The 23,439-nt window shown below is 69.7% G+C and carries 22 protein-coding genes; 8 read left to right on the top strand and 14 right to left on the bottom strand.

The window, feature by feature from the left end; genetic code table 11:
* Positions 1 to 72: 72 nt before the first annotated feature.
* Together grpE and dnaK are read right to left on the bottom strand one after the other, a co-directional pair.
* Positions 73 to 699 carry a nucleotide exchange factor GrpE gene (grpE, locus tag ABIA35_RS02145; protein ID WP_370343256.1) on the bottom strand — a complete coding sequence of 209 codons (627 nt, stop codon included), beginning with the start codon at positions 697 to 699 and terminating at the stop codon, positions 73 to 75.
* Positions 700 to 923: 224 nt separating this feature from the next.
* Complete coding sequence (gene dnaK, locus ABIA35_RS02150) at positions 924 to 2,795, bottom strand: molecular chaperone DnaK (protein WP_370343161.1); 1,872 nt, start codon at positions 2,793 to 2,795, stop codon at positions 924 to 926.
* Positions 2,796 to 3,100: 305 nt separating this feature from the next.
* On the opposite strand from dnaK, the gene ABIA35_RS02155 reads away from it, so the two are divergent.
* Positions 3,101 to 3,841, top strand: a complete 741-nt coding sequence (locus ABIA35_RS02155; protein ID WP_370343163.1) for a hypothetical protein — start codon at positions 3,101 to 3,103, stop codon at positions 3,839 to 3,841.
* Between the two features lie 43 nt (positions 3,842 to 3,884).
* Here the strand turns inward: ABIA35_RS02155 and ABIA35_RS02160 are convergent, their stop codons facing one another.
* A complete protein-coding gene (locus ABIA35_RS02160; protein ID WP_370356321.1) occupies positions 3,885 to 4,964 on the bottom strand; it encodes an alpha/beta hydrolase in 1,080 nt (359 codons plus the stop codon).
* A 149-nt stretch (positions 4,965 to 5,113) separates the two neighbouring features.
* Between ABIA35_RS02160 and ABIA35_RS02165 the strand changes: the two genes are divergently transcribed.
* A complete protein-coding gene (locus ABIA35_RS02165) occupies positions 5,114 to 6,214 on the top strand; it encodes a phosphotransferase enzyme family protein (protein ID WP_370356323.1) in 1,101 nt (366 codons plus the stop codon).
* Here the strand turns inward: ABIA35_RS02165 and ABIA35_RS02170 are convergent.
* The 3 genes from ABIA35_RS02170 to ABIA35_RS02180 form a co-directional block, all read right to left on the bottom strand.
* A complete protein-coding gene (locus ABIA35_RS02170) occupies positions 6,189 to 6,713 on the bottom strand; it encodes a bacterial proteasome activator family protein (protein WP_370343258.1) in 525 nt (174 codons plus the stop codon). The genes ABIA35_RS02165 and ABIA35_RS02170 overlap by 26 nt on opposite strands.
* A gap of 90 nt (positions 6,714 to 6,803) precedes the next feature.
* A complete protein-coding gene (locus tag ABIA35_RS02175; RefSeq protein WP_370356325.1) occupies positions 6,804 to 7,802 on the bottom strand; it encodes an NAD(P)H-quinone oxidoreductase in 999 nt (332 codons plus the stop codon).
* 450 nt (positions 7,803 to 8,252) lie between these two features.
* The gene (locus ABIA35_RS02180; protein WP_370356327.1) at positions 8,253 to 8,840 is read right to left on the bottom strand and encodes a TetR/AcrR family transcriptional regulator; all 588 of its coding nucleotides are present in this window, start codon (positions 8,838 to 8,840) and stop codon (positions 8,253 to 8,255) included.
* Positions 8,841 to 8,938: 98 nt separating this feature from the next.
* Here ABIA35_RS02180 and ABIA35_RS02185 point away from each other — a divergent pair, with 98 nt between their 5' ends.
* Positions 8,939 to 9,679, top strand: a complete 741-nt coding sequence (locus tag ABIA35_RS02185) for an SDR family oxidoreductase (RefSeq protein ID WP_370356329.1) — start codon at positions 8,939 to 8,941, stop codon at positions 9,677 to 9,679.
* A 55-nt stretch (positions 9,680 to 9,734) separates the two neighbouring features.
* On the opposite strand, the gene ABIA35_RS02190 is transcribed toward ABIA35_RS02185, so the two are convergent.
* Positions 9,735 to 10,517 carry an oxidoreductase gene (locus tag ABIA35_RS02190; RefSeq protein ID WP_370343169.1) on the bottom strand — a complete coding sequence of 261 codons (783 nt, stop codon included), beginning with the start codon at positions 10,515 to 10,517 and terminating at the stop codon, positions 9,735 to 9,737.
* A 187-nt stretch (positions 10,518 to 10,704) separates the two neighbouring features.
* Between ABIA35_RS02190 and ABIA35_RS02195 the strand changes: the two genes are divergently transcribed.
* Complete coding sequence (locus tag ABIA35_RS02195) at positions 10,705 to 11,682, top strand: ATP-binding protein (protein WP_370356331.1); 978 nt, start codon at positions 10,705 to 10,707, stop codon at positions 11,680 to 11,682.
* Here the strand turns inward: ABIA35_RS02195 and ABIA35_RS02200 are convergent.
* Together ABIA35_RS02200 and ABIA35_RS02205 are read right to left on the bottom strand one after the other, a co-directional pair.
* Positions 11,648 to 12,385 carry an alpha/beta fold hydrolase gene (locus tag ABIA35_RS02200; RefSeq protein WP_370343171.1) on the bottom strand — a complete coding sequence of 246 codons (738 nt, stop codon included), beginning with the start codon at positions 12,383 to 12,385 and terminating at the stop codon, positions 11,648 to 11,650. The two genes, ABIA35_RS02195 and ABIA35_RS02200, sit on opposite strands and share 35 nt — an antisense overlap.
* Positions 12,386 to 12,588: 203 nt before the next feature.
* Positions 12,589 to 13,170 carry a TetR/AcrR family transcriptional regulator gene (locus ABIA35_RS02205; protein WP_370356333.1) on the bottom strand — a complete coding sequence of 194 codons (582 nt, stop codon included), beginning with the start codon at positions 13,168 to 13,170 and terminating at the stop codon, positions 12,589 to 12,591.
* A gap of 114 nt (positions 13,171 to 13,284) precedes the next feature.
* Here ABIA35_RS02205 and ABIA35_RS02210 point away from each other — a divergent pair, with 114 nt between their 5' ends.
* From ABIA35_RS02210 to nhaA, 4 genes are all read left to right on the top strand, one after another.
* Positions 13,285 to 14,487, top strand: coding sequence for a sensor histidine kinase (locus ABIA35_RS02210; RefSeq protein ID WP_370343173.1), 1,203 nt, complete (start codon positions 13,285 to 13,287; stop codon positions 14,485 to 14,487).
* Positions 14,488 to 14,520: 33 nt separating this feature from the next.
* Positions 14,521 to 15,255 carry a LytR/AlgR family response regulator transcription factor gene (locus ABIA35_RS02215; RefSeq protein WP_370356335.1) on the top strand — a complete coding sequence of 245 codons (735 nt, stop codon included), beginning with the start codon at positions 14,521 to 14,523 and terminating at the stop codon, positions 15,253 to 15,255.
* A 318-nt stretch (positions 15,256 to 15,573) separates the two neighbouring features.
* The gene (gene acs, locus ABIA35_RS02220) at positions 15,574 to 17,529 is read left to right on the top strand and encodes an acetate--CoA ligase (protein ID WP_370356336.1); all 1,956 of its coding nucleotides are present in this window, start codon (positions 15,574 to 15,576) and stop codon (positions 17,527 to 17,529) included.
* Positions 17,530 to 17,756: 227 nt separating this feature from the next.
* Positions 17,757 to 19,070, top strand: coding sequence for a Na+/H+ antiporter NhaA (nhaA, locus tag ABIA35_RS02225; RefSeq protein ID WP_370343176.1), 1,314 nt, complete (start codon positions 17,757 to 17,759; stop codon positions 19,068 to 19,070).
* Between the two features lie 68 nt (positions 19,071 to 19,138).
* Here the strand turns inward: nhaA and ABIA35_RS02230 are convergent, their stop codons facing one another.
* The 5 genes from ABIA35_RS02230 to ABIA35_RS02250 form a co-directional block, all read right to left on the bottom strand.
* Positions 19,139 to 19,897 carry a MerR family transcriptional regulator gene (locus ABIA35_RS02230; RefSeq protein WP_370343177.1) on the bottom strand — a complete coding sequence of 253 codons (759 nt, stop codon included), beginning with the start codon at positions 19,895 to 19,897 and terminating at the stop codon, positions 19,139 to 19,141.
* Positions 19,898 to 20,023: 126 nt separating this feature from the next.
* A complete protein-coding gene (locus ABIA35_RS02235) occupies positions 20,024 to 20,674 on the bottom strand; it encodes an HAD family hydrolase (RefSeq protein WP_370343179.1) in 651 nt (216 codons plus the stop codon).
* 107 nt (positions 20,675 to 20,781) lie between these two features.
* Positions 20,782 to 21,960 (bottom strand): lipid-transfer protein, encoded by a 1,179-nt coding sequence (locus ABIA35_RS02240; protein ID WP_370356338.1) that lies wholly within the window; start codon positions 21,958 to 21,960, stop codon positions 20,782 to 20,784.
* Positions 21,957 to 22,358, bottom strand: a complete 402-nt coding sequence (locus tag ABIA35_RS02245; RefSeq protein ID WP_370343181.1) for a MaoC family dehydratase — start codon at positions 22,356 to 22,358, stop codon at positions 21,957 to 21,959. Before ABIA35_RS02245 ends, ABIA35_RS02240 begins: the two co-directional genes overlap by 4 nt.
* A complete protein-coding gene (locus tag ABIA35_RS02250; protein WP_370356340.1) occupies positions 22,355 to 23,422 on the bottom strand; it encodes an acyl-CoA dehydrogenase family protein in 1,068 nt (355 codons plus the stop codon). Before ABIA35_RS02250 ends, ABIA35_RS02245 begins: the two co-directional genes overlap by 4 nt.
* Positions 23,423 to 23,439 lie beyond the last annotated feature (17 nt).

Here is a 23,439-nt window from a genome sequence, read left to right on the forward strand (position 1 = left end):
AAACCCACGCCTCCCGTCCGGGTTGTGCCATGTCGTTCACGCCTCGCCCACGAGTTCGGCGGCCCGGGGTTCTCACAACCCCGAATCGTCGTCGTCGTCGACTTCCACCGCCGACTCGTCGGCCGGCTTCTTCTCCTCGGCCGATGCGCCGGCCCCGCTCTTGGCGGGCCGGGCCGCCGGAGCGGGCTTGGGCTTGGGCGCGGCCTCGGGGGCCGGCTCGGTCTCCGGAGCCGGTCCGGGCTCTGCGACCTGCACCTGCGCCGCGCGGACCACGCGCTCGCCGATCCGGTAGCCGGGGCGGAACAGCACCGCCACGGTCACCTCGTCCACGTCCGGGGACGTGGTGCTCATCAGGGCCTCGTGCAGGTTCGGGTCGAAGATCTCGCCGGCCGCGCCGAACCGGGCCAGGCCCAGCTTGGCCACCACGGCCTCGAACGCCTCGCCGACCTGGCGGAAGCCGCCTTCCAGCTCGCCGTGCTCGCGCGCCCGGCCGATGTCGTCCAGCACCGGAAGCAGTTCGGACAGCGCTCCGGCCACGGCGGTCTCCTTGACCACCTGCCGGTCCCGCTCGACCCGCTTCTTGTAGTTGCTGAACTCTGCCTGCAGCCGCTGCACGTCGTTGGTGCGCTCGGCCAACTCCGCCTGCACGCCCTGCAGCTCGTTGGTCCGCTCGGCGAGTTTGGCCAGCAGCTCGGTCACCGCGAGGTTGGCGCGCTCGCCCTCGCCTTCCCGCTCGGCCGTGTACTCGTCGCTCACGAAAGGTCCTCCTGAACCCGCCGCTTCCCCATGGTCGGGAAGGCTTCAGTCTCGCTGGGGGTGGCGCCGCGCAGGGCCGTGACCATCATCGATGATCGGTGTCCCGCGCGGCGCCGTCTTGCCGTCGTGCTTCATCGTTCTTCAGGGAGAACCCGGGCGGTGCGGCCTCAGGCCTGGCCGCCCTTGCCCTCGTCGACGATCTCGGCGTCCACCACGTCGTCCTCGGCACCGCCGGGGGTGCCCGCGGACTCCCCGCCGGGCGCCCCGGCCGCCTCACCGGAAGCCTGGGCCTGCTGGTACAGCGCGGCGCCGAGCTTCTGGCTGGTGGTCGCGAGCTTCTCCGAGGCCGAGCGGATGGACGCGGAGTCCTCGCTCTTCAGGGCCTCCTTGGTCTCGCCGATCGCGGCGTCGACCTCGGACTTCACATCGCCCGGGACCTTGTCCTCGTTGTCCTTGAGGAACTTCTCGGTCGAGTAGACCAGGGACTCGGCCTGGTTGCGGACCTCGGCGGCCTCGCGGCGGCTGTGGTCCTCGTCCGCGTACTGCTCGGCCTCGCGCATCATGCGGTCGATCTCGTCCTTCGGCAGCGCCGAGCCGCCGGTGATGACCATCGACTGCACCTTGCCGGTGCCCAGGTCCTTGGCCGAGACGTTGACGATGCCGTTGGCGTCGATGTCGAAGGTGACCTCGATCTGCGGCAGGCCGCGCGGCGCCGGCGGCAGGCCGGTCAGCTCGAACATGCCCAGACGCTTGTTGTACGCCGCGATCTCGCGCTCGCCCTGGTACACCTGGATCTGCACCGACGGCTGGTTGTCCTCGGCCGTGGTGAAGGTCTCCGAGCGCTTGGTCGGGATCGTGGTGTTCTTCTCGATCAGCTTGGTCATGATGCCGCCCTTGGTCTCGATACCCAGGGACAGCGGGGTGACGTCCAGCAGCAGGACGTCCTTGACCTCGCCCTTGAGGACACCGGCCTGCAGCGCGGCGCCGACGGCGACGACCTCGTCGGGGTTGACGCCCTTGTTCGGCTCCTTGCCGCCGGTCAGCTCGCGGACCAGGTCGGCCACGGCCGGCATCCGGGTCGAACCGCCGACCAGCACCACGTGCTCGATGGCGCTCAGCGCCACGCCGGCGTCCTTGATCACCTGGTGGAACGGGGTCTTGCAGCGGTCCAGCAGGTCCGCGGTCAGCTGCTGGAACTGCGAGCGCGTGAGCTTCTCGTCCAGGTGCAGCGGGCCCTCGGCGCTGGCCGTGATGTAGGGCAGGTTGATCGAGGTCTCGGTGGAGCTGGACAGCTCGATCTTGGCCTTCTCGCCGGCTTCGCGCAGGCGCTGCATGGCCATCTTGTCCTTGGACAGGTCCACGCCGTGCGCGTTCTTGAACTGGGTGACCAGCCACTCCACGACCGCGTTGTCCCAGTCGTCGCCGCCCAGGTGGTTGTCGCCGTTGGTGGCCTTCACCTCGATGGTGGAGAAGCCGTCGTCGTCCTTGCCGACTTCCAGCAGCGAGACGTCGAAGGTACCGCCGCCCAGGTCGAAGACCAGGATGGTCTGGTCGCCCTCGCCCTTGTCCAGGCCGTAGGCCAGGGCCGCGGCGGTGGGCTCGTTGACGATGCGCAGGACGTTCAGGCCCGCGATCTCGCCGGCCTCCTTGGTGGCCTGGCGCTCGGAGTCGGAGAAGTAGGCCGGGACGGTGATGACCGCGTCGGTGACCTTCTCGGACAGGTAGGACTCCGCGTCCCGCTTGAGCTTCTGCAGGATGAACGCGGAGATCTGCTGCGGCGTGAACTGCTTGTCGTCGATCCCGATCTTCCAGTCGGTGCCCATGTGGCGCTTGACCGACCGGATGGTGCGCTCCACGTTGGTGACGGCCTGGCGCTTGGCGACCTCGCCGACCAGCACCTCGCCGTTCTTGGCGAAGGCCACCACGGACGGCGTCGTCCGGGAGCCCTCGGCGTTGGTGATGACGGTGGGCTCGCCACCTTCCAGGACGCAGACGACGGAGTTCGTCGTCCCGAGGTCGATGCCGACCGGACGTGCCATGGGGGTTCCTCCGCGAAGACGTTTCGTTGTCGCTGCCACGTGTCTGCTGGGTGTTGCGGTGGGGAGGCCCGCGGCAGGTTGAGTCGAGTTCGCTCAATGATGCACGGTGCGGGTGCTCGAAGTCAAAAGGTTGCGCGGACTGCGCTCAACTTTGATGCGCAGGCGGGTTCTGACCTGCTGGTATGTCGCACAAAATGCTCGACGCCCGCTGCGCCCAAACGGACGTGCGAACCCGCTGTCAAGGTGCACGGTACGGTTGTCCGTCCTACCGTCGGCCATAGGGGGCGGCGGAAGGAGCCTGCACCATGAGGAACGCCCTTGGGAGCCTGATCGCACTGATCGGCGCGGCGGCCACGCTCGTCAGCCCCTGGAAGCCCTGGTACAACAACCGGCACGGCAGCGACTACAAGTTCTACGAGGTCTTCGGTTCCGGGATCACCGTCTCAAGGTCCGGAGTCATGGACTCGGTGTTCCTGGTCTTCCTGGTCACGGCCATCGTGGCCGTCGTCGGCGTGGTGCTGCGCTCGCGCGCGCTGGTGCTCGGCGCCGGCGTGGTCGCGTTCGGCTTCGCCATCCTGTGGATGATCCGCCAGGGACAGGCCGCCGGCGAGCTGACCATCACCGGCGCGAACAACCGCGGGCTCGGAACCGGCCTGGCCTACGCGTTCGGCGGCGGACTGCTGATGATCATCGGCGCCCTGATGATGACCAGCCGGCCGAAGCGGGCCGTGGTGGCCCAGACGTCCGGCGGGTCGGCGTCGGTCGGGGCCGCGGATCAGGGTGCGTACGGCACCGCCGCGGCCACGTCGGCCGCCCCGGCCGCCTCGACCACGTCCGAACCGCCGGCGATCACGACGACAGCGCCGGCGGACCGGAACCGCGCGGCTCAGCCCCCTGCCACCACGACGGCGCAGCAGCAGACTCCGGCTCCGGCCGAGACCGCGCCGTCCGCCGAGCGCACCGGCACGGAGCGGCTGAGCAAGGAGGAGCGCCAGATGCTGGGGCTGGACGAGGACGCTTCGGCCGAGCAGAAGAAGCAGAACTGACGGCTCCGGGGCGAAGGTTTCCCGTGAAACCACGCCCCGGGGGTCACCCGGCCGGAGCAGGCGACGGCTTCGCAGCCGTCGCGGTGAAGCCCTGGTCCAGGAAGCTGATCACCTTCGGGAAGACCCCGGTGACGAAGTCGTAGGTGTGCCCGCCGGGCTCCAGATGCCAGGACAGGTCGACGCCGCAGTCGCAGGCCTGCAGCCGCTGCGCGAACTCCGCCGCCGCGCCCTTGATCAGCGGGTCGGTCTCGTCCTGGTCCTCCAGCAGCAGCACCCGCTTGCCCGCGGCCTTCTGGACCATGTCGTCCGGGGTGTTCGCGGCCTCCACCGTGCTGTCCGAGCCGAACATCCCGTCCGGGTCGTCGACGTGGAAGTACCCGGCCAGCGAGGCGAACTGGCTGAACAGGTCCGGGTGCCGCAGGGTCAGGTTGGCCGCGCCGTAGCCGCCCATGGAGAACCCCACGATGGCGCGCATGCTCGCCGGCCGCGGCGTCTTGCCCTCGACCGCCGGGATCACGTTCTTGACCAGGTAGGTCTCGACCATGTCCTTGCCGTCCTGGGCGTCGGCCCATTCGGTGTCGTCGTGCGCGGTGCCCTCCCCGGTCGGCGCGGCCACGATGAACGGCGCCTGGCCGCCGGTGGTGAACGCCTGGTCCAGGACATCCTTGACGGACCGCATTATGCGGTCCGGCTCGCCGGGCACCCCGTGCAGCAGGTAGACCACCGGCAGCACCACGTTCGCCGGCACGGCGGGCCGGTAGACGAAGACCGGCCGCGACTTCCAGTCGGTGTCCGCCGACGGCACGTTCAGTTCGGTGACCGTGCCCGGCCCGCTGGCCTTGATCACCGGATGCGAGCTGACCGGCGCGGAATCGGTCCCGCCGGAGCTGTCCGTGGTGGCTGTGGAGTCGTCGCTGGTGTCGGACAACGGACCGGTCGGGGGAGCGACCACGCTGGCCGCGTCGGTGCTCGGATGCTTGCCGAAGTGGTGGGTGGCGTAGCCGAACGCCACACCGGAGCCCACGACCAGCGCGGTGCTGGTGACGAACAGGGCTATAGCCCGCAGGGGGGATCGGCGGCTGCGCCTGGGCGCGCGGCGATGGCCTCTCGCGCTCGCCGCCATAGCCCGTCCGCCTCCCCGCGCTCCGCGCTGTAGCGCGGGGCGTCTTGTCGCCCTGACGGACGACGCACCGGATGTCCACTGGTTCATTCGAGGCTAGTCAGCGCACATAAAGCGCAGGTTAAGGATGATCCGCAATGTAGAGTGCGCGCATGCCGGGGACATCAGGGCCACTTCAGGCACTGTTTCTGCGGTTCGGGCTGCCCGCGCCGACCGCTTTCCGCCCCGTGGACAGCGGACTTCTCAACCGGTCCTATCAGATTACGTCCACGGATCGGCGCTACTTCCTCAAGCACTATCTGCCCTGGCGGGGAGTGGGCTCCGGGCTGCCGGACGCCCACGGCCGAAGGCGCTCAGCTGCTCAGACACTGCGCTGGCAGCACGAAGCCGTGATCCGATTACAGGCGGCGGGTCTCCCCGCAGTCGCCCCGCTCAGGGACCTCCGCGGCCGTACGGTCGCATATGTAAGGGGACGCCCCTTTGCGGTGTTCCCCTGGAACGACGGCGTGCACCGCTACGGCAAACATATGCAGGAAATCGACGCGTACCGCCTGGGCACCCTGCTCGCCGATATCCACACGGGTCTGACCCGAGTCCTTCCCCGGGTCCCCCAACCGCTGTTCGTCCCGACCACCTCCCAGCGCCGTGCCGTCGCCGAGGCCGAGCAGCTCCTCGCGGTGGTCGAGACCGGTCCGGGCCGGGACGAGATGGACGCACTGTCCGCGTACCGATTACGGGAACGCTTAGCGCTCATCCCCAAGGTCGCGCACCTCCGGCCGGCACCGGACGCCGTGGGGACCGTCGGATACATTCACGGAGACTTCCACGCCGGGAACGTCATGTGGTCGGCTCTGGAGCCCGGAAGCAGGGTGACAGCCGTCGTGGACTGGGAGAAGACGGCCGTCGCGCCGTGTGGGGACGAAGTGGTGAGCACCGCTTTGGTGTTCTTCACCGGGGAGTACTCGGGTCAGCTCGACCTGGATCTGGTGCGTGCGTACATCGGGGGCTACGCCGCGGCGCGCCCCGAGTTCTCCGAACGGGAACTCGCCGACTCCGTACGCCGCGTCTGGTGGGAGCGCCTCACCGACTTCTGGATCCTGACATGGCACTACCGCCACGCCGACCACCGGGCGGACTCGCTGTTCCCCGCCACCGCGGCCCTGGTGCCATGGTGGACGGAGAACTACGCGAAGGTCCTGGACGCCTTCCTGGAGGGCGCCGCGTCGGCTACAGGTACGGTCCCGCGCCGCTGATCCGTCCCGGCTGCTGCTCGCCGTCCCCCGCCATGTTGGGCGGCACGGATCCCGGCGGCAGCGCGCGCCGGATCTGCTCCAGCTGCGCCCGCGCGGCCATCTGCTGCGCGAACAGGGCGGTCTGGATGCCGTGGAACAGCCCCTCCAGCCAGCCGACCAGCTGGGCCTGGGCGATCCGGAGCTCGGACTCGCTGGGGACCTCGTCCTCGGCGAAGGGCAGCGAGAGCCGCTCCAGCTCGGCCACCAGCTCCGGGGCCAGGCCCTTCTCCAGCTCGGCGATCGAGGAGCGGTGGATCTCGCGCAGGCGGGCCCGGGAGGCCTCGTCCAAAGGCGCGGCCCGGACCTCCTCCAGCAGCTGCTTGATCATCGAGCCGATCCGCATCACCTTGGCGGGCTGCTCGACCATCTCGGCGACGTTCATCGGGTTCTCGCCGGACTCGTCGTCGCCGCGCGCGCCGCCGGCGAGCTCGGCGGGCACCACGATGACCCGGCCGGCCATGTCGTCGTCGTGCTCGGGGTCGTTGTTCAGGCTCATGTTCATGGCTCCGAAGATGTCGCCGTTCAATCCCGTCATAAATCCGTCCCTCGATTAGCTGCTGCTGCGTCCCGCCGCCACGTCCAGCACGACCTTGCCGACGTGTCCGCTCTCCTCGACCACCCGGTGCGCCTGGTCTGCCTGCTCCACCGGCAGCACCCGGTCGACGACGACCCGGAAACGGCCCTGCTCGATCAGCGGCCACACCGCTTCCCGCGCCGCCGCGACGATCTGCGCTTTCTCTTCAGACGGCCGCGCGCGCAGTGTGGTTGCACTGACGCTCGCCCGCTTGCGCAGCAGGGTGTTCAGGTTCACCTCGCCCTTGACGCCGCCCTGCAGACCGATGATCACCAGCCGGCCGCCCACCGCCAGCGCCTGGACGTTGCGGTCCAGGTAGGCGGCTCCCATGTTGTCCAGGATCACGTCCACACCGCGGCCTTCGGTGACCTCCGCGACCCTTTCCACGAAATCCTCGTCCCGGTAGTTCACCGCGACGTCGGCGCCGAGCTCGCGGCAGGCCTTCAGCTTCGCGGCGCTGCCGGCCGTGACGATCACCCGCGCGCCGAGCTCGTGCGCGAGCTGGATCGCGGTGGTCCCGATGCCGCTGGAGCCGCCGTGGACCAGCAGCGTCTGGCCGGCCTGGAGCCCGGCGAGCATGAAGACGTTCGACCAGACGGTGCACACCGTCTCCATCAGGCCGCCGGCGTCCAGCGCGCTCATGCCCTCCGGCAACGGCGCGACCTGCCCCGCCGGCACCGCGACGAGCTCGGCGTACCCGCCGCCGGCCAGCAGCGCGACCACCTCGTCCCCGGCCACGAACCCGCTGACCCCGGCGCCGACCTCGACGACCCGCCCGGAGCACTCCAGCCCCGGATAGGGCGAGGCTCCCGGCGGCGGCGTGTAGAAGCCCATGCGCTGCAGGATGTCCGCCCGGTTCACCGCGGTCGCGGTGACCTGGATCAGCACCTCGCCGGCCGCCACGACCGGATCGGGCACCTGTGCCCACACCAACTGCTCCGGTCCGCCCGGCTCCGCGATCGTGATGGCACGCATGACTTCACCCTAGCGAGACCCGTGCACAAGGGACGGATCCGGGCGGGAGGACGGCTCTGGGCGGGACGCCTGACCACGACTGGGGCCGGTGGGGACCTTGAGGCGCGATTGTTCCCCCATTCGGTCGACAGCGAGTAAAAACCGGCCAGTAGCACTTGGCACCGACCTTGATCGGTCGTAGAAAGAAAGCAAGGCCCCGCGACCTCCCAACTCAAAGAGAAGGAATGGTTTGGCACAAGGCCGCTCGACCTCGACATCGATTCGGGAACCCACGCAAAGACCGACCCCTTAAGGGGCCAGCCAGCCAGGCAGACGGAGAGCAATAGCGAGGACCTGGAAGGCGACTACGGCGAACAGACGCTTGTTAACTCGTCCTCGGTGTCATTCATAACAGCGGTGCCGCTTGCGCAGCGGCACCGCTGACCTTTTCCCAGAATGTCCCGAAGGGGATTATCTCTGTGAATCCGCGGCGGCCGCGACAAGTGCGTCGGCGAGTTTGTGCGCCGCATCGTCGTCGAGCGGACGGTGGCCGACCAGGCCGCGATACCAGAGCAGGCCGTAGGCCAGATCGGTGAGGAAGTCCAGGTCGGCGTCGGCCGAGACCTCGGCGCGGGCCGCGCCGCGTTCGAGCAGGACCCGCAGCGTCGCCCGCCGGCTGGCGAGGAAGTCGTGGAAGGGGCGCGCGGACTCGGGGTTCTCGATCGAGGCCACCATCATGCTCTTCAGCTCGCTGAGGACCTTGGGGTCCTCGGACTGCTGGAAGGTCGCCTTGAAGAACTCCGTCAGGTCGGCCGCCAGCGTGCCGGTGTCGGGCAGCGGGATGGTGTGCTGCGCGCGCGTCCCGACGGCCTCGGCGATCACCGCGGCCTTCGACGGCCACCAGCGGTAGACGGTCTGCTTGCCGACTCCGGCGTCGCGGGCCAGGCGCTCGATCGTGAAGCCCTCGTAGCCGACCTCCTGCAGCAGGCCGATCGCGGCGTCGATGATCGCCTCTCGGGCCGCCTCGTTGCGGCGTCTTCCGGTGTGCGGGCGCTCCATGCCCGGCAGCCTAGCGGATTTGTCTAGACGCATCGTCTCGGCAATACTTGTCGAGACGGATCGTTTCGACAAAGAGTCATCCGACGGAGGGGACGGGTATGTCCACCGAGCAGAAGTTCAGCGGCAAGACCGTGTACGTGATCGGCGCGAGCCACGGGATCGGCGAGGCGATCGCCGGCGCGTTCGCCGCCGACGGCGCCGACGTCCTGATCACCGGCCGTACCAAAGAGCGCCTGGACGCGGCCGCGGAGCGCATCGGCCACCCGGTGCGCGTCTTCCAGTCGGACGCGCGGCGGCAGGAGGACGTGGACACGCTCTTCGCGGCCGCGGGTTCCAAGATCGACCACCTCGTGCTCGCCGTCAGCGGCGGCATGGTGGGGCTGGGCACGCTGGCCGAGCTCACCGACGAGGCCCTGCGCGAGGGCTTCGAGGGCAAGGTGTTCGCCCAGCTCAGGATCCTGAAGGCGGCGCTGCCGCACCTGGCCCCGGACGCCTCGGTGACCTTCATCGGGGCCGGCAGCTCGCGCGCGGCGTTCCCCGGCACCACCGCTCTGGCGGCGGCCAACGGCGCGCTGGACGCGGCGGTCCGCCCGCTGGCCGCCGAGCTGGCCCCCGTCCGGGTGAACGCGGTCTCCCCCGGCGTGATCGACACCGCCTGGTGGCACCCGCTGGGCGAGCAGCGCGACGGGTTCATGGAGCAGCAGGCCGCCGCCACTCCGGTGGGACGCGTCGGGCAGCCTCAGGACATCGCCGACGCGGTGCTCTTCCTGGCCGGGAACGGCTTCACGACCGGCGTGGTGCTGGACGTGAACGGCGGGACCACGCTGGCCAGGAGCTGACGCGAAGCAGAGCACGGACGGCGGGGCGCGGTGACGCGTCCCGCCGTCGGGCTGTTCAGCCGCGCATGATGGCTTCGCACACCGCCAGCGACTCGCGTGCCCCCAGCGCGACCGCCTCGGCGTACTGCGCGAGCCAGGCGGCCAGCCCTTCCTCCGTGCCGGTCGCGTAGCCGCGGGCGGCGTCCAGATACGCCTCGACCCCGAGGTCCACATGCCCGGCCTCGACCACCGCCAGCGACTGCGGGTCCAGGCCGCGTTCGGCCAGGATCAGCCGGGACGCGGCGCGGGCCAGCAGCCCGTCGCCCCAGCCGAACGGCTCGTTCACCAGCAGCTCGGCGTGCACCGCCGCCGCGACCACCACGGCCGGCACGTCGGCGGCGGCCGGGTCGCGCAGGTCGTCGGCCAGAGCGGTGAGCACGGCCGCGGCCTCGGGATCGCGCGGCCGTCCCACCCGGTCCTGTTCCAGGTGGCCCGCGGCGGCGAGCAGGTGCATCCGGGACAGGGCCTGGATCGGGGACCGCTTCCACACCGGCGCGAGCGTGCCCAGCTCGCCGGAGATCCGCAGCGCCCCGCGCAGCAACCCGGAGCCGTCCTCGTCGCCGAGGTCGGTGCGGCGGCGGACCTCCTCCAGCGGCCAGTCCGTGCCGGCCTCGCTCAGCGAGCCCAGGGCCGCCGAGGCCCGGGCGCCGCGCAGCTGCGACTCGGCGGTGACGCGGGCCGACTGGCTGCGCAGGACCTTGTGCTTGCGCACGCGGTCCACCGCTTCGCGGGCGGTCTCCGCGGCCTCGGCGGCGTTCGGGGCGGCGGCCAGGCGCCGGATCGGGGAGCGGGTGTCCATGCCCGGGACTCTACCTACCGACTGGTAGCGGGGACGCCACCCGATCGGAGGATGCATGGTTGACGCGCCGGGGCGGCGACGTCGAGACTCAGCGCGTACCTGTTTTATTGAAAACGATTGTCATCAAGCGCGGCTCCCCTGAGAAGCCCGCGACTTGTTCCCCTTCCCAGCGCTTGGAGGCCCCGGCATGCGCATCGCCATGGTCGGCAAAGGCGGCAGCGGCAAGACCACGGTCTCGGCCCTTCTGATCCGGCACCTGTCGGCCGGCGGCCGCCCGGTCGTCGCCGTGGACGCCGACATCAATCAGCACCTCGGAGCGGCGCTCGGCCTGTCCGATGAGCAGGCCGCGGCCCTGAGCCCGATGTCCGCCCACCTGTCGACGATCAAGGACTACCTGCGCGGCGACAATCAGCTGATCGCGGACGCCGAGTCCATGGTGAAGACCACGCCGCCGGGACGCGGCTCGCGCCTGCTGCGGCTGGAGGAGGAGAACGTCGTCCACAGCCTGTGCGCAACGCGGCTGGGCGGCGATCTGGAGAACGTCCGGCTGATGGTGACCGGCGGGTTCGAGGAGAAGGACCTGGGCGTCTCCTGCTACCACTCCAAGGTCGGCGCCGCCGAGCTCTACCTGAATCACCTTGTCGACGGCCCCGACGAGTACCTGGTGATGGACATGACCGCGGGCGCGGACGCCTTCGCCTCCGGCCTGTTCACCCGCTTCGACCTGACCTGCCTGGTGGTGGAGCCGACCCGCAAGTCGGTGTCCGTCTACCAGCAGTACCGCGAGTACGCCAAGGAGTACGACGTCACCATCCGGGTGGTCGGCAACAAGGTGACCGGCCCGGAGGACGTCGCCTACCTGCGCGAGCACACCGGCGCCGACCTCGTGGCCTGCCTCGGCGCCTCGCACTACGTCCGGGCCCAGGAGCAGGGCCGGGACAAGGGCTTCGACACCCTTGAGCCGGCCAACCGCACCGCTCTGGCGCGCCTGCAGATGGAAGTGGACGCGGTGCCGCAAGACTGGGCCAAGTTCACCCGGCAGGCGGTCCACTTCCACCTGAAGAACGCTCAGGCCTGGGGCGACCGCGCGACCGGCGTGGACCTCGGCGCGCAGGTCGACCCGGACTTCGTCATGGGACCGGGAGCGTTCGTGGCACCGAGCTGAAGGCCGTCACCTTCCGCACCACGTCCGGGTCGGTCAGGATCCGGAAGTGGCCGAGGCTGGTCCAGGTGTCGAGTTCGGCCCCGGGCCACAGGGCGGCCAGGCGGTCGCCGCTGGCCACCGGGACCTCGCGGTCGCCGAGGTCGTGGACGATCAACAGCGGCGGCAGCCCGGCCAGGTCCGCGGTGCGCATCCGCTGCGGGATGTCGAACCGGTCCATGGACTCGCCCACGCGCTTCTCCAGAACCCTGAGGAAGCCCGTACGTATGCGTTCCCTGAAGCCGAGCATCTTCGCGAACTCATAAGAGAACCCGATCGGATCGCTCACCGGCGCCACGACGGCCAGCCTCCCCACCCGGAGGCCGTCGAGAACCGACAGGACCACTGCCGCCGCGCCGAAGGAGTGCGCGATCACCGCATGCGCTTCGCCGAAGCGGTCCACAGCACAGGACAGAGCCTCTGAGAACTCCGGGAGCGTCGCGCGCCCCGGCCCCGCAAGACTCTGCGACGACTTCCCATGGCCGGGGGCGTCGAACGACACCACCCGGTGGCCGGAGGCCAGCAGCGGTTCCACGAAGGCGTCCAGCTGCTCGGCCACACCGCCCCAGCCGTGCACGAGATAGACCACCGGCCCCTCCGCGCCCCACACGGTGCCGCGCACTGTGCTGCGCCGCACGGTCATCGTGAAGGACTCGCCGGCGGACACCGCGACTGGTGTCCTCGGCCTCCAAGGCCTTTTGGGGACGGTGAGCCAGAGCCGCTCGGCCCAGCGGGCGCCCGGACCCGGAGCGACGATTTCCAGCACCCCGAAAGCGGTACGCAGCGAGCCGAGTGCGAGCGCTTTTTTAGCACGAACGATCGTGCTTTTTTTGTGCGACGACGATGACGCGGTCATCTGGATGACCCCCTCTAGCGGTTGGATTCGATCAGTCGGGAGAACGCGTTGCGCGCCCTCTCCTCGGCCCTGGCGTCGCCGAGGAGCCGGTGCGCCTGGAAATAGATGAGCATGATCCCGTGCAGGTCGTGGGTGAACTGCTCCGGATCGGCGCCGGCGGCGAAGAAGCCCTCGGCGATCCCGGTCCGGAACATCTGCGCCACCGCGTCGTTGAAGTCCAGGTGCATGCGGACCAGGCGGTCCCGCACCGGCCCCGGCTGGTCGTCGTACTCCCAGGCCGCCGAGACGAACAGGCACTCCGCGGTCCCGTCCCGCGACACCGCCAGCCAGCTCTCGAACAGCGTGGTGATCCGCTTCTCGCCGCGCGGGGCGGACAGCGCGGGCCGCACGACGTCCTCGACGAACGCCTCGCTGGCGAACTCCAGGACCTGGACCTGCAGCGCCTCCTTGGACTTGAAGTGCGCGAACAGGCCGCTCTTGGACATCCCGGTCCGCTCGGCGAGCGAGCCGATGGTGAGCGAGGCCAGCCCGCCGGAGGCCGCGACCTCGACCGCGGCTTCCAGGACCTGTCTGCGGGTCTCCTCGCCCTTGCTCACCCCAGAAAAATAGCACGACCGTTCGGCGGGCGCGACCGCGAGCCCGTCACTCTCGGCGATCTCAGACCCCCGACACCCTCGACTTCACCCTCCGACCGCATCAGACTGGGGCATGTGGCATCCAACCCCGCCACCGTCGGCATCGTGGCCGCCCTGGTCGCCCCGGCGGTCGCGGTGTCCCGCGCCGTCCAGCGGCACCGTTTGGCCGGCACGACGGCCGAGCGCGCCGCGTATGCCGCCATGCACGCCGTCGCCCTCGCCGGGCCCCCGCTGCGGGCCGGCCTGACCCCGGACGCCACCCGCCGCGCGGCCCGCCACCTGCGGCCGCTGCTCGGCACCGCGGCGCTGGCCTTCAACGACACCGAGCGGAACCTCACCTGGGACGGTGCCGGACAGCACCGGCATTCTCAGAACTCCTACGAGCTCTCCACGGCCGCGCTCAAGTCCGGAAGAGTGACCGTCCTCGGACCGGAGGACGTGCACTGCGACAGCGATTCCTGCATGATCCGCCACGCGGTCGTCGCGCCGATCATCCCGCCGAGCAGCATCGGCGGGATCCGCGACGACGGCGGCAGCACGGCGATCGGCACGCTGTCGGTCTACAGCTCCAGCACCTCCGTGGCTCTGGTGCGGGCCGTCGGCGAGGTCGCGTACTGGGTCGCCACCCAGATCGAACTGGCGGAGCTCGACCGGTCGCGAACCCTCCTCATGGAGACCGAACTCAGGGCACTGCGGGCGCAGATCTCGCCGCACTTTGTCTACAACTCGCTCACCGCCATCGCTTCCTTCACGCGCACGGATCCGCAGCGCGCCAGGGAGCTCCTCCTGGAGTTCGCGGACTTCACCCGCTACTCGTTCCGCGCGCACGGCGAGTTCACGACGCTCGCCGAGGAGCTGCGCTGTGTGGACCGCTACCTGTTGCTGGAGCGCGCCCGCTTCGGCGAACGCCTCCACGTGACCCTGCGGATAGCCCCTGAGGTGCTCCCTGTAGAGGTTCCCTTCCTATGCGTACAGCCCATAGTGGAGAACGCAGTACGGCACGGTCTGGAAGGCAAGCCCGGCCCCGGCCACGTCACCATCACCGCCGAGCCGACCCGGCACCACCACCGGATCACGGTCGCGGACGACGGCGTCGGGATCACCCCGGACATCCTGCGCGACGCCCTCGCCCCGGCCGAGCCGGGCACACGCACCTCGGTGGGGCTGTCCAACGTCCACGAGCGACTCCGCGCGGTCTACGGGACGGCCTACGGCCTGGCGATCGAATCCCAGCCCGGAGCGGGTACCACTGTGGTGATCCGGGTCCCGAGGAAGTAGCCACGAGAAGCACAGAAGCAGAGGGCATACCGCATGACCATCGCGACGCCGACCGGCCTGCGCGTGCTCGTGGTCGACGACGAGCCCCCGGCCGTCGCCGAACTCGCCTACCTCCTGTCCCGCGACCCCCGCGTCTCCTCTGTACGGACCGCCACGGATGGGGAAGACGCGTTGAGGGTCCTGAAGAACTCTCCTGTGGACGCCCTGTTCCTCGACATCCGCATGCCGGGCTTGGACGGTCTGGAGATAGCGGGACTCCTCAACCAGTTCGCCACGCCGCCGCAGATCGTCTTCGTGACCGCCCACGAGGAGTTCGCTCTGGAGGCGTTCGACCTGCACGCCTCCGACTACCTGCTCAAACCGGTCCGCGCCGAACGCCTAGCGGAAGCCATCCGCCGGATGGCACCGGCGTCCACTTCCCATAGGGCCCCCGAACCGGGGCCCTACGACGTCATCCCGGTGGAGCTGGCAGGCGTCACCCGCTTCATCCCGCGCCAGGACGTCTCCTATGCGGAAGCACAGGGCGACTACGTGCGCTTGTACACGGACAGCAGCAGTCATCTGGTCCGCATCCCCTTGGCGGTCCTGGAGGAACACTGGTCGGCCGCCGGCTTCGCCCGCACGCACCGCCGCTTCCTGGTCCGCGTCGACGCCGTCTCGGAGGCCCGGTGGGAAAGCGGCCACCTGACCGTCATCGTCGGCGGGATCCCGATCCCGGTCGCCCGCCGGCACACGCGTGAAGTGCGCGAACGGCTCAGCCACCGCTGATCGCGCCGTGCCGACCGCTGAACGCTTCAGGCAGACCGTCCGAAGATCGAGCTCTCACACCCTCTGCCCCGTTTTGACCGGTACCGCCTATGGTGAGGTGACCGCGCGTCCATCCGACGTCGATGACGCCACGGCACCGTGAGCACGCCGCCCACCGAAATCGGGTCCTGGTGGGCGGCGTCTGGCGCGTCCGGACGTCTCCAGGTAAAAGGTCTATACCAATGGCGCCGAAACCCTTGTGCTCGGGGCCCTCCCTTGGTGTGCTACTGCCTGGATAAAGTGTGACCGCTGTCATAATGCATCGAACGAGGAGAGACGGTGTCGAACGAGGCCCTTTCCAATTTGCTCCGTGAGGACCGCCGGTTCGCGCCGTCCGCGGCCTTCGCCGCCGACGCGAACGTCAAGGCCGACGCGTACGCCGCGGCCGAGACCGACCGGCTGGCGTTCTGGGACACGCAGGCTTCGCGCCTGGCCTGGGACACGCCCTGGACCGAGACACTGGACTGGTCGGGCAAACCGGTCGCCAAGTGGTTCGTCGGCGGCAAGCTCAACATCGCCTACAACTGCGTGGACCGGCATGTCGAGGCCGGCAATGGCGACCGCGTCGCCATCCACTTCGAGGGCGAGCCCGGCGACTCCCGAGCCATCACGTACGCCGAGCTCAAGGACGAGGTCTCCAAGGCCGCCAACGCCCTGACCGAGCTCGGCGTCACCGCCGGCGACCGGGTCGCGATCTACATGCCGATGATCCCTGAGACCGCTGTAGCGATGCTCGCCTGCGCGCGCATCGGTGCGGTGCACTCCGTGGTCTTCGCAGCGTTCTCCCCCGACGCCCTGCGGGCGCGCATCGACGACGCCGGCGCGAAGCTGCTGATCACCGCCGACGGCTACCACCGCCGCGGCGGCACGGTGAATCTCAAGGCGAACGCCGACCAGGCCGTGGCCGGCGCCGAAAGCATCGAGAACGTGCTCGTCGTCAAGCGCACCGGCGCGGACGTCGCGTGGGGCGACAAGGACGTCTGGTGGCACGACGCGGTCGGCGCCGCGAGCACCGAGCACACCCCGGAGGCGTTCGACAGCGAGACCCCGCTGTTCATCCTCTACACGTCCGGCACCACGGGTAAGCCCAAGGGCATCCTGCACACCACCGGCGGTTATCTGACCCAGGCCTCATACACCCACCACGCGGTGTTCGACCTGAAGCCGGAGACCGACGTGTACTGGTGTACCGCCGACGTCGGCTGGGTGACCGGGCACTCCTACATCGTCTACGGCCCGCTCTCCAACGGCGCGACCGAGGTGATGTACGAGGGCACCCCCGACACGCCGCACCAGGGCCGCTTCTGGGAGATCGTCCAGAAGTACAAGGTCACGCTGCTGTACACCGCGCCCACCGCGATCCGCATGTTCGCCAAGTGGGGCGACGACATCCCGGCGAAGTTCGACCTGAGCTCCCTGCGCCTGCTGGGCTCGGTCGGCGAGCCGATCAACCCCGAGGCCTGGATCTGGTACCGGAAGAACATCGGCGGCGACCGGACCCCGGTGGTGGACACCTGGTGGCAGACCGAGACCGGGGCGATCATGATCTCCCCGCTGCCCGGCGTCACCGAGGCCAAGCCGGGCTCGGCGATGCGGCCGCTGCCGGGCATCTCGGCGAACGTGGTCGACAAGGACGGCACCATCGTCGAGAACGGCCACGGCGGCCTGCTGGTCCTGGACCAGCCCTGGCCCTCGATGGCCCGCGGCATCTGGGGCGACCAGCAGCGCTTCGTCGACACCTACTGGGCCCGCTTCGCCGAGCAGGGCTACTACTTCGCCGGCGACGGGGCCAAGAAGGACGAGGACGGCGACCTGTGGCTGCTGGGCCGCGTCGACGACATCATGCTCGTCTCCGGCCACAACATCTCCACCACCGAGGTCGAGTCCGCGCTGGTGTCCTACCCGGCCGTGGCCGAGGCCGCCGTGGTCGGCGCCAAGGACGAGACCACCGGCCAGCGCATCGTCGCCTTCGTCATCCTGCGGGCCGGCCAGGAGGAGACCCCTGAGCTGGACGCGGCGCTGAAGGCCCACGTCTCCAAGGAGATCGGCCCGATCGCCAAGCCCAAGCAGATCCAGATCGTGGCCGAGCTGCCCAAGACCCGCTCCGGCAAGATCATGCGGCGCCTGCTGAAGGACGTCGCCGAGGACCGCGCGGTCGGCGACACGACGACCCTGGCCGACTCCACGGTCATGGACCTGATCAAGTCCAAGCTGCCGCACGCCAACGAGGACTGATCCAGACTGATCCAGTCCGCTCGGTGTTTCCGACCGCCGGGTACGCGGGCCTCATGGCCCGGGTACCCGGCGGTTCCGTCTTCCCAGGAGCCGGACCGCCGCATACGGGTTCCTCATATGGCGTAGCCTGAACGGCTTAGGAGCGCCGGGAAGTCTGGTCGGCATGGGTAGTGGTTTCTTGATCACCACCCGTCCGCCGCCGACCGCCGAAACCCCAGGACGCCCCGATGACGCCCCCGGACCGCCCCGCCGCCCCGTTCCGCGTCTTCGCACGGCTGAGGCGGATCGAGCGCCGGCACGTGGCGGACGTCCTGCGGGCCGAGACCGTCGGCGGCGCGCTGCTCATCGTCTTCGCGCTCCTGGGACTGCTGTGGGCCAACTCCCCATGGCGCGCTTCCTACGACACCGTCAAGAACACGGTCGTCGGACCGCACTTGTGGCACCTGGACCTGTCGCTGGCGGACTGGGCCGCCGATTTCCTGCTCGCGTTCTTCTTCCTGGTGGCCGGGATCGAGCTCAAGCACGAGCTGCAGGCCGGCGAGCTGTCGAACCCGCGCGCCGCGGCGCTGCCGGTCGTCTCGGCGCTGTGCGGCATGGTGGTGCCGATCGGGGTCTACCTCGCGGTCAGCGCCGGGCACCCGGACGCGGGCGCCGGCTGGGCCGTACCCACCGCCACCGACATCGCGTTCGCGTTGGCGGTGCTGGCCGTCGTCGGGCAGAACCTGCCCTCGGCGCTGCGGGCGTTCCTGCTGACCCTGGCCGTCGTCGACGACCTCGGCGCGATCATCATCATCGCGATCGCGTACACGGCCGACATCGACGCCGTCGCCCTGGTGATAGCGGCGGTCCTGCTCGTCGCCTTCTATGTGCTGCAACGCAGGCGGATCACCAGCTTGTGGCTCAACGTGCCGCTGGGCCTGGCCATCTGGATCGCCGTACACGCCAGCGGCGTCCACGCGACGGTGGCCGGGGTGGCCATCGGCCTGATGCTGCACGGCCGGCACCACGGCGACGGCTATACCGAAGCTGATGAGGAACGCGACAACGAACCCCGGTCACCGGCCGAGAAGGTGCAGTGGGTGCTCCAGCCGTTCTCTGCGGGCTTCTGCGTCCCCGTCTTCGCGATCATGTCCGCCGGGGTGTACATCGGCGGCAAAACGCTGGGCAGCCTGGTCAGCAACCAGATCCCGCTGGCCGTCGCCGCCGGCCTGTTCGTCGGCAAGGCGGTCGGGGTGTTCGGCGGTGCCTACCTGACGGCGCGTTTCACCCGCGCCGAGCTCTCCGACGAGCTGCGGTGGCGGGACATCGCCGCGGTCTCCACGCTGACCGGCGTCGGGTTCACGGTGTCGCTGTTGATCTCCGAGCTCGCGTTCACGGACACCCCGGAGTTGCTGAACCTCGCCAAGGGCGGAGTGCTGCTCGGCTCTCTGGTGTCCGCGCTCGTCGCCGTCGTGCTGCTGCGTCGCAGAGACCGCTTCTACGATCAGCTGTGCGTCGCCGAAGAGGCGGAAGACGGGGAGCCGGTGCTCGGGCGAGAATAGACCGGCGTCCCCTCCGCACTGGCCGCGAAGGGGACGCTTTATACGTATTCGCGCTTAGCGAATCGGCGCTAGTCGGTCAGGCGCGCGTCCGCATAGGCGGCCATCGCGGCAGCCTGGTACTCGGCGAGGCCTTCGGCGATCTTCAGGTAGTTCGCCTTGAAGCGCTCGTCGTCGACGTACATTTGGCCGAGGCACTTGTAGGCCTTGCGGTTCGGCGTCCACCAGATGCAGATGCCCTGGTAATGCTGGTGAATCTCCTCCTGCACCGCGGGGTCGTCGACCGGGGTGCCGGCGGCCATGAACTCGGCCATCCGGATCATCGCCGCGGTCGCCTCCCGCTGCCAGCGCTCCATGTCCTCCTCGGTCATGGTCGCGCGCTTGGCCTGGGCCCGGTCGAACTCCTCGGGCCAGCGCTCGCGCGCCTCGTCGTCGTACTGCGACTGGTCGAACCCCTCGAACAGGTTCTCCGGCCGGTTGATGTGCACGGACACCTCTGGCTTCCCTTCCAGCTCGGCGATGGTCCGCCGCACGGTCTCGGCCACTCTCGACAGCCGGTCGCGCTCGACGATCAGCCGGCCGTACTGCCGGCGCAGCGCGGCCAGCGTGTCCGGTTCGGAGTCGATCGCCTCGGCGATGTCGGCCAGGCCCAGGCCCAGCTCGCGCAGGACGAGGATCTGCTGCAGGCGCAGCAGCTGCGGCTCCTCGTAATAGCGGTAGCCGTTGGCGCCGACGTGGTCGGGCTTGAGGAGCCCGATTTCGTCGTAGTGGCGCAGGCTCCGGGCGGTGATCCCGGACATCCGCGCCACCTGCGCGATCGACCAGCTCATAGCGGTTCCCATCGATGAACAGCCAGTCCTTCCGGCTGCTTCTTCGAAGGTAGAAGCTTCCGTTACGTCAAGGTCAAGCCGGATTCGCCCGCAGCACAAGTCGGCCGACGGACAGAACCGGAAACGTCAGGGCCGGCCGAGGATCAGCTCGAAGGCCCCAGCGGTGGTCTCCACGACCTGCTCGGGCTGCGGGTCCGTGGCGCCGAGCGTGCGGCCGTGCCGGATCCAGGCGGTGTGCAGCCCCGCGCCGTTGCCGCCGGCGACGTCCGAGGTCAGGGAGTCGCCGACCATCCAGCCGCCCTCCAGCGGCGCCCCGGCGCGCTCGGAGGCCAGCTGGAAGATCTTCGACTCGGGCTTCCAGCTGCCCTCGACATCCGAGATGCACACGACGTCCACGTAGGCGCGCAGGCCGATCGCGTCGATCTTGGCGTTCTGGAAGTCGCCGAAGCCGTTGGTGACGATGCCGGTCCGCCAGCCGGCGTCGCGCAGCGCCTCCAGCCCGTCCACCACGCCGTCGAACGGCTTGAGCAGGTCGACCATGCGAAGCTGGTAGTCGGTCAACAGCTCCGCCGGGTCCGCGTCCAGCCCGAAGTACTCCACCAGGCCCCGGAAGGCGTCGTCCGGCGCGCCGGTCCAGAAGATGTGCTCGTTCTCGCTGAACCAGCGCACGTCGCCGGTGGCGCCGTGGGTCGCGACCAGCTCCTCGGCCCAGGCGACGAAGGCGCCCTTGGAGAAGATCAGGGTGTCGTCCAGGTCGAACAGCGCGAGACGGGGCATGGCTCCGAGATTAACTGATCGTCCCGACGCCCAACGGAACACCGGGTTACGGCTGGTGGCGGAGGTGCCGCGCACCGCCGGTGGGGCCGGCCGCGGCCGGCCCCCGCTCAGGCCGCGCTGAGCACCAGCCCCGAGGTCGGGACCCCGGTCCCGGCCGTGACCAGCACGTTGCGGACGTCCGGCACCTGGTTCACGGCCGTGCCCCGGGCCTGGCGCACCGCCTCGGCGATGCCGTTCATGCCGTGGATGTAGGCCTCGCCGAGCTGGCCGCCGTGGGTGTTCAGCGGAAGCCGGCCGCCGAGGTGGATGGCGCCGTCGCGGATGAAGTCGCGCGCCTCGCCGCGGCCGCAGAAGCCGAACTCCTCCAGCTGCGTCAGGACGAACGGAGTGAAGTGGTCGTAGATGACCGCCGTCTGGATGTCGTCCGGTCCGAGCCCTGACTGGCCCCACAGCTGCCGCGCGACGGTCCCCATCTCCGGCAGCCCGGTGATGTCGTCGCGGTAGTAGCTGGTCATCATCTGTTGGTCGTGTGCGGAGCCCTGTGCGGCTCCCGATATAAGGACTTCCTTGCCGGGAAGATCCTTGGCGCGCTCCGCGGAGACGACGACCAGCGCGACTCCGCCGTCGGACTCCTGGCAGCAGTCCAGGAGCCGCAGCGGATCGGCGATCGGCTTCGAGTTCTGGTGGTCGGCCAAGGTGATGGGCCGCTCGTAGAACCACGCAGCGGGGTTCGTGGCGGCGTGTGCCCGGGCCGCCACGGCGACCCGCCCGAAGTCCTCGGAGGTGGCCCCGTACTGGTGCATGTAGCGGCGCGCGGCCATAGCGACCCAGGCCGCCGGGGTGATGAGTCCGTAGGGGGAGTAATAGCCGAAGTGCTGGGCCATCGGCGATTCGCCGCGGGCTTGGACTGCCGCGTCCCCCGAGCCGAATCGCCGTCCGGAGCGCTCGTTGAATGCCCGGTAGCAGACCACGACGTCGGCCAGGCCGGCCGTGATGGCGGCCGCCGCGTGCGCGACCGTCGCACAGGCGGCACCGCCTCCGTAGTCCACCAAGGAGAAGTAGCGCAGTTCGGCGACGCCCAGACCCCGACCGACCATGATCGAGGGACTGGAGTCCATCGAGAAGGTCACCAGACCGTCGACGTCGCGCGGCGCTATCCCGGCGTCGTCCAGCGCGGCCTTGCATGCCTCGAGACACAGTTGGAGTTCACTGCGTCCCGACTCCTTGGAGAACTCCGTGGCGCCGATACCGACGATCGCTGCCTCACCCGACAGGGACCCGCTCACTCGCCGCCACCCTTCAGGGTCACGGTTCCGGTGACATGGTTGCCGAGCTGGTTCGCGCCGCGGATCGCGACCTCGACAGTGCCGTCCTCGCCGACGCGCGCCACGGACCCGGTGAGGGTCATCGTGTCCCCGGGGTAGTTCGGCACGCCGAGCCGGATCGCGATCTTCAGGATGCGCGCCTCGGCACCGGCCCAGTCGGTCACGAAGCGCCCGACGATCCCGTTGGTGGTGAGGATGTTCATGAAGATGTCGGGAGAGCCCTTCTCCCGGGCGGCCGGGACATCGTGGTGCACGTCCTGGTAGTCGCGGGAGGCGATGGCGCCGGAGACGATCCTCGTCGGGGTGATCGGGATGACCAGCTCCGGCAACGTCTCCCCGACCTTGGGCAGCGCGGTCATTCGTCCTCCTCGATCGGGTAAGCGGAGATCAGCTCGCCGAGGTCGCCGGACCAGGCTTCCGCGGAGCCGCCATAGAGTTCCCAGTAGCGGGCCCATGCGTGGTACCGGTGCAGCGGATAGGTGATGTCCACCCCGAACCCGCCGTGCAGGTGCTGTGCGGAGCCGACGACCCGGCGCGCGCCGTCGGCGGCCCAGATCTTGGCGGCGGCGATCGCGTACCGGGCCCGGGGTGAGTTGATGCCGTGCGCTGCGATGGCGTGTACGGCGTCCCACAGCGCGGCCTGCATAGCGCGCGAATCGATATAGCGGTCCGCGGCCCGGAGCGCCACGCCTTGGAACGTCGCCAGGGGGTGTCCGAACTGGACGCGTCCGCCGACGTATTCGGCGGTCATCGCCAGAGCCCGCGCCGCGATCCCGCACAGCATCGCCGAGGAGAAGAGCGCCGCATAGGCACGGGCTTCGCCGACCGCATCGCTGATCTCCATGACCTCGGCGTCGATGAACTCCAGGACGCCCAGCGGCTCGCCGGTGGTGGTCACCTGGTCGCCGATGCGTGCCGTCGACAGGGAGGCCAGCGCCAGGACTTCCTTGCCGTCCTCGCGCAGAGCCGGCACGAGCACCAGGTCGGAGCTGAGCGGGTAGGGCACCAGCTGCGTGATCCCGTTGAGCCGCCGGCCGGTCAGCCGCAGCGGCGCGGCCAGCGTGGACGGGTGCTCGGTAAGCCCCGCGGTGATGACGAGCTCTCCGGACAGCACCTCCGGCAGGTTCTTCTCGTCGACGACCAAGGCCGCGACGAATGTCTCCACCAGGGGCAGCCGCGCGAGCGCCGCACCGGCGTCGGTGAGCAGCCGCACCATGCCCGGCACTCCGGTACCGCCGCCGCCCACGGTCTCCGGAAGGACCGCGGCGAGCAGCCCGGTGTCGGCCAGGATCCGCCACAGCCGGCGGTCGTGTTCATCGGACACCGCTTCATTACTGTGGGCCGGACTCCGCCAGCTCTCTATGTCGAGATCCTTGAAGACCTCATTGGAGAGTTCCCCTACGGCTTCCAGCGCATCGTCCATGGGCTGTTCCACGGGCT

Origin of the sequence: Catenulispora sp. MAP12-49, assembly GCF_041262705.1 — a bacterium.
Taxonomy (GTDB): Bacteria; Actinomycetota; Actinomycetes; order Streptomycetales; family Catenulisporaceae; genus Catenulispora.

What these genes read in the sequence shown, in the direction of transcription:
- ABIA35_RS02235 (WP_370343179.1), bottom strand. Translation starts at nt 20,674, where the DNA reads ATGCCCCGTCTCGCGCTGTTCGACCTGGACGACACCCTGATCTTCTCC.
- nhaA (WP_370343176.1), top strand. Translation starts at nt 17,757, where the DNA reads ATGACGCCCCCGGACCGCCCCGCCGCCCCGTTCCGCGTCTTCGCACGG.
- ABIA35_RS02190 (WP_370343169.1), bottom strand. Translation starts at nt 10,517, where the DNA reads ATGGACACCCGCTCCCCGATCCGGCGCCTGGCCGCCGCCCCGAACGCC.
- ABIA35_RS02195 (WP_370356331.1), top strand. Translation starts at nt 10,705, where the DNA reads ATGCGCATCGCCATGGTCGGCAAAGGCGGCAGCGGCAAGACCACGGTC.
- ABIA35_RS02230 (WP_370343177.1), bottom strand. Translation starts at nt 19,897, where the DNA reads ATGAGCTGGTCGATCGCGCAGGTGGCGCGGATGTCCGGGATCACCGCC.
- ABIA35_RS02215 (WP_370356335.1), top strand. Translation starts at nt 14,521, where the DNA reads ATGACCATCGCGACGCCGACCGGCCTGCGCGTGCTCGTGGTCGACGAC.
- ABIA35_RS02175 (WP_370356325.1), bottom strand. Translation starts at nt 7,802, where the DNA reads ATGCGTGCCATCACGATCGCGGAGCCGGGCGGACCGGAGCAGTTGGTG.
- ABIA35_RS02180 (WP_370356327.1), bottom strand. Translation starts at nt 8,840, where the DNA reads ATGGAGCGCCCGCACACCGGAAGACGCCGCAACGAGGCGGCCCGAGAG.
- dnaK (WP_370343161.1), bottom strand. Translation starts at nt 2,795, where the DNA reads ATGGCACGTCCGGTCGGCATCGACCTCGGGACGACGAACTCCGTCGTC.
- ABIA35_RS02155 (WP_370343163.1), top strand. Translation starts at nt 3,101, where the DNA reads ATGAGGAACGCCCTTGGGAGCCTGATCGCACTGATCGGCGCGGCGGCC.
- ABIA35_RS02185 (WP_370356329.1), top strand. Translation starts at nt 8,939, where the DNA reads ATGTCCACCGAGCAGAAGTTCAGCGGCAAGACCGTGTACGTGATCGGC.
- ABIA35_RS02165 (WP_370356323.1), top strand. Translation starts at nt 5,114, where the DNA reads ATGCCGGGGACATCAGGGCCACTTCAGGCACTGTTTCTGCGGTTCGGG.
- ABIA35_RS02170 (WP_370343258.1), bottom strand. Translation starts at nt 6,713, where the DNA reads ATGGCCGGCCGGGTCATCGTGGTGCCCGCCGAGCTCGCCGGCGGCGCG.
- ABIA35_RS02245 (WP_370343181.1), bottom strand. Translation starts at nt 22,358, where the DNA reads ATGACCGCGCTGCCCAAGGTCGGGGAGACGTTGCCGGAGCTGGTCATC.
- ABIA35_RS02160 (WP_370356321.1), bottom strand. Translation starts at nt 4,964, where the DNA reads ATGGCGGCGAGCGCGAGAGGCCATCGCCGCGCGCCCAGGCGCAGCCGC.
- ABIA35_RS02250 (WP_370356340.1), bottom strand. Translation starts at nt 23,422, where the DNA reads ATGGACGATGCGCTGGAAGCCGTAGGGGAACTCTCCAATGAGGTCTTC.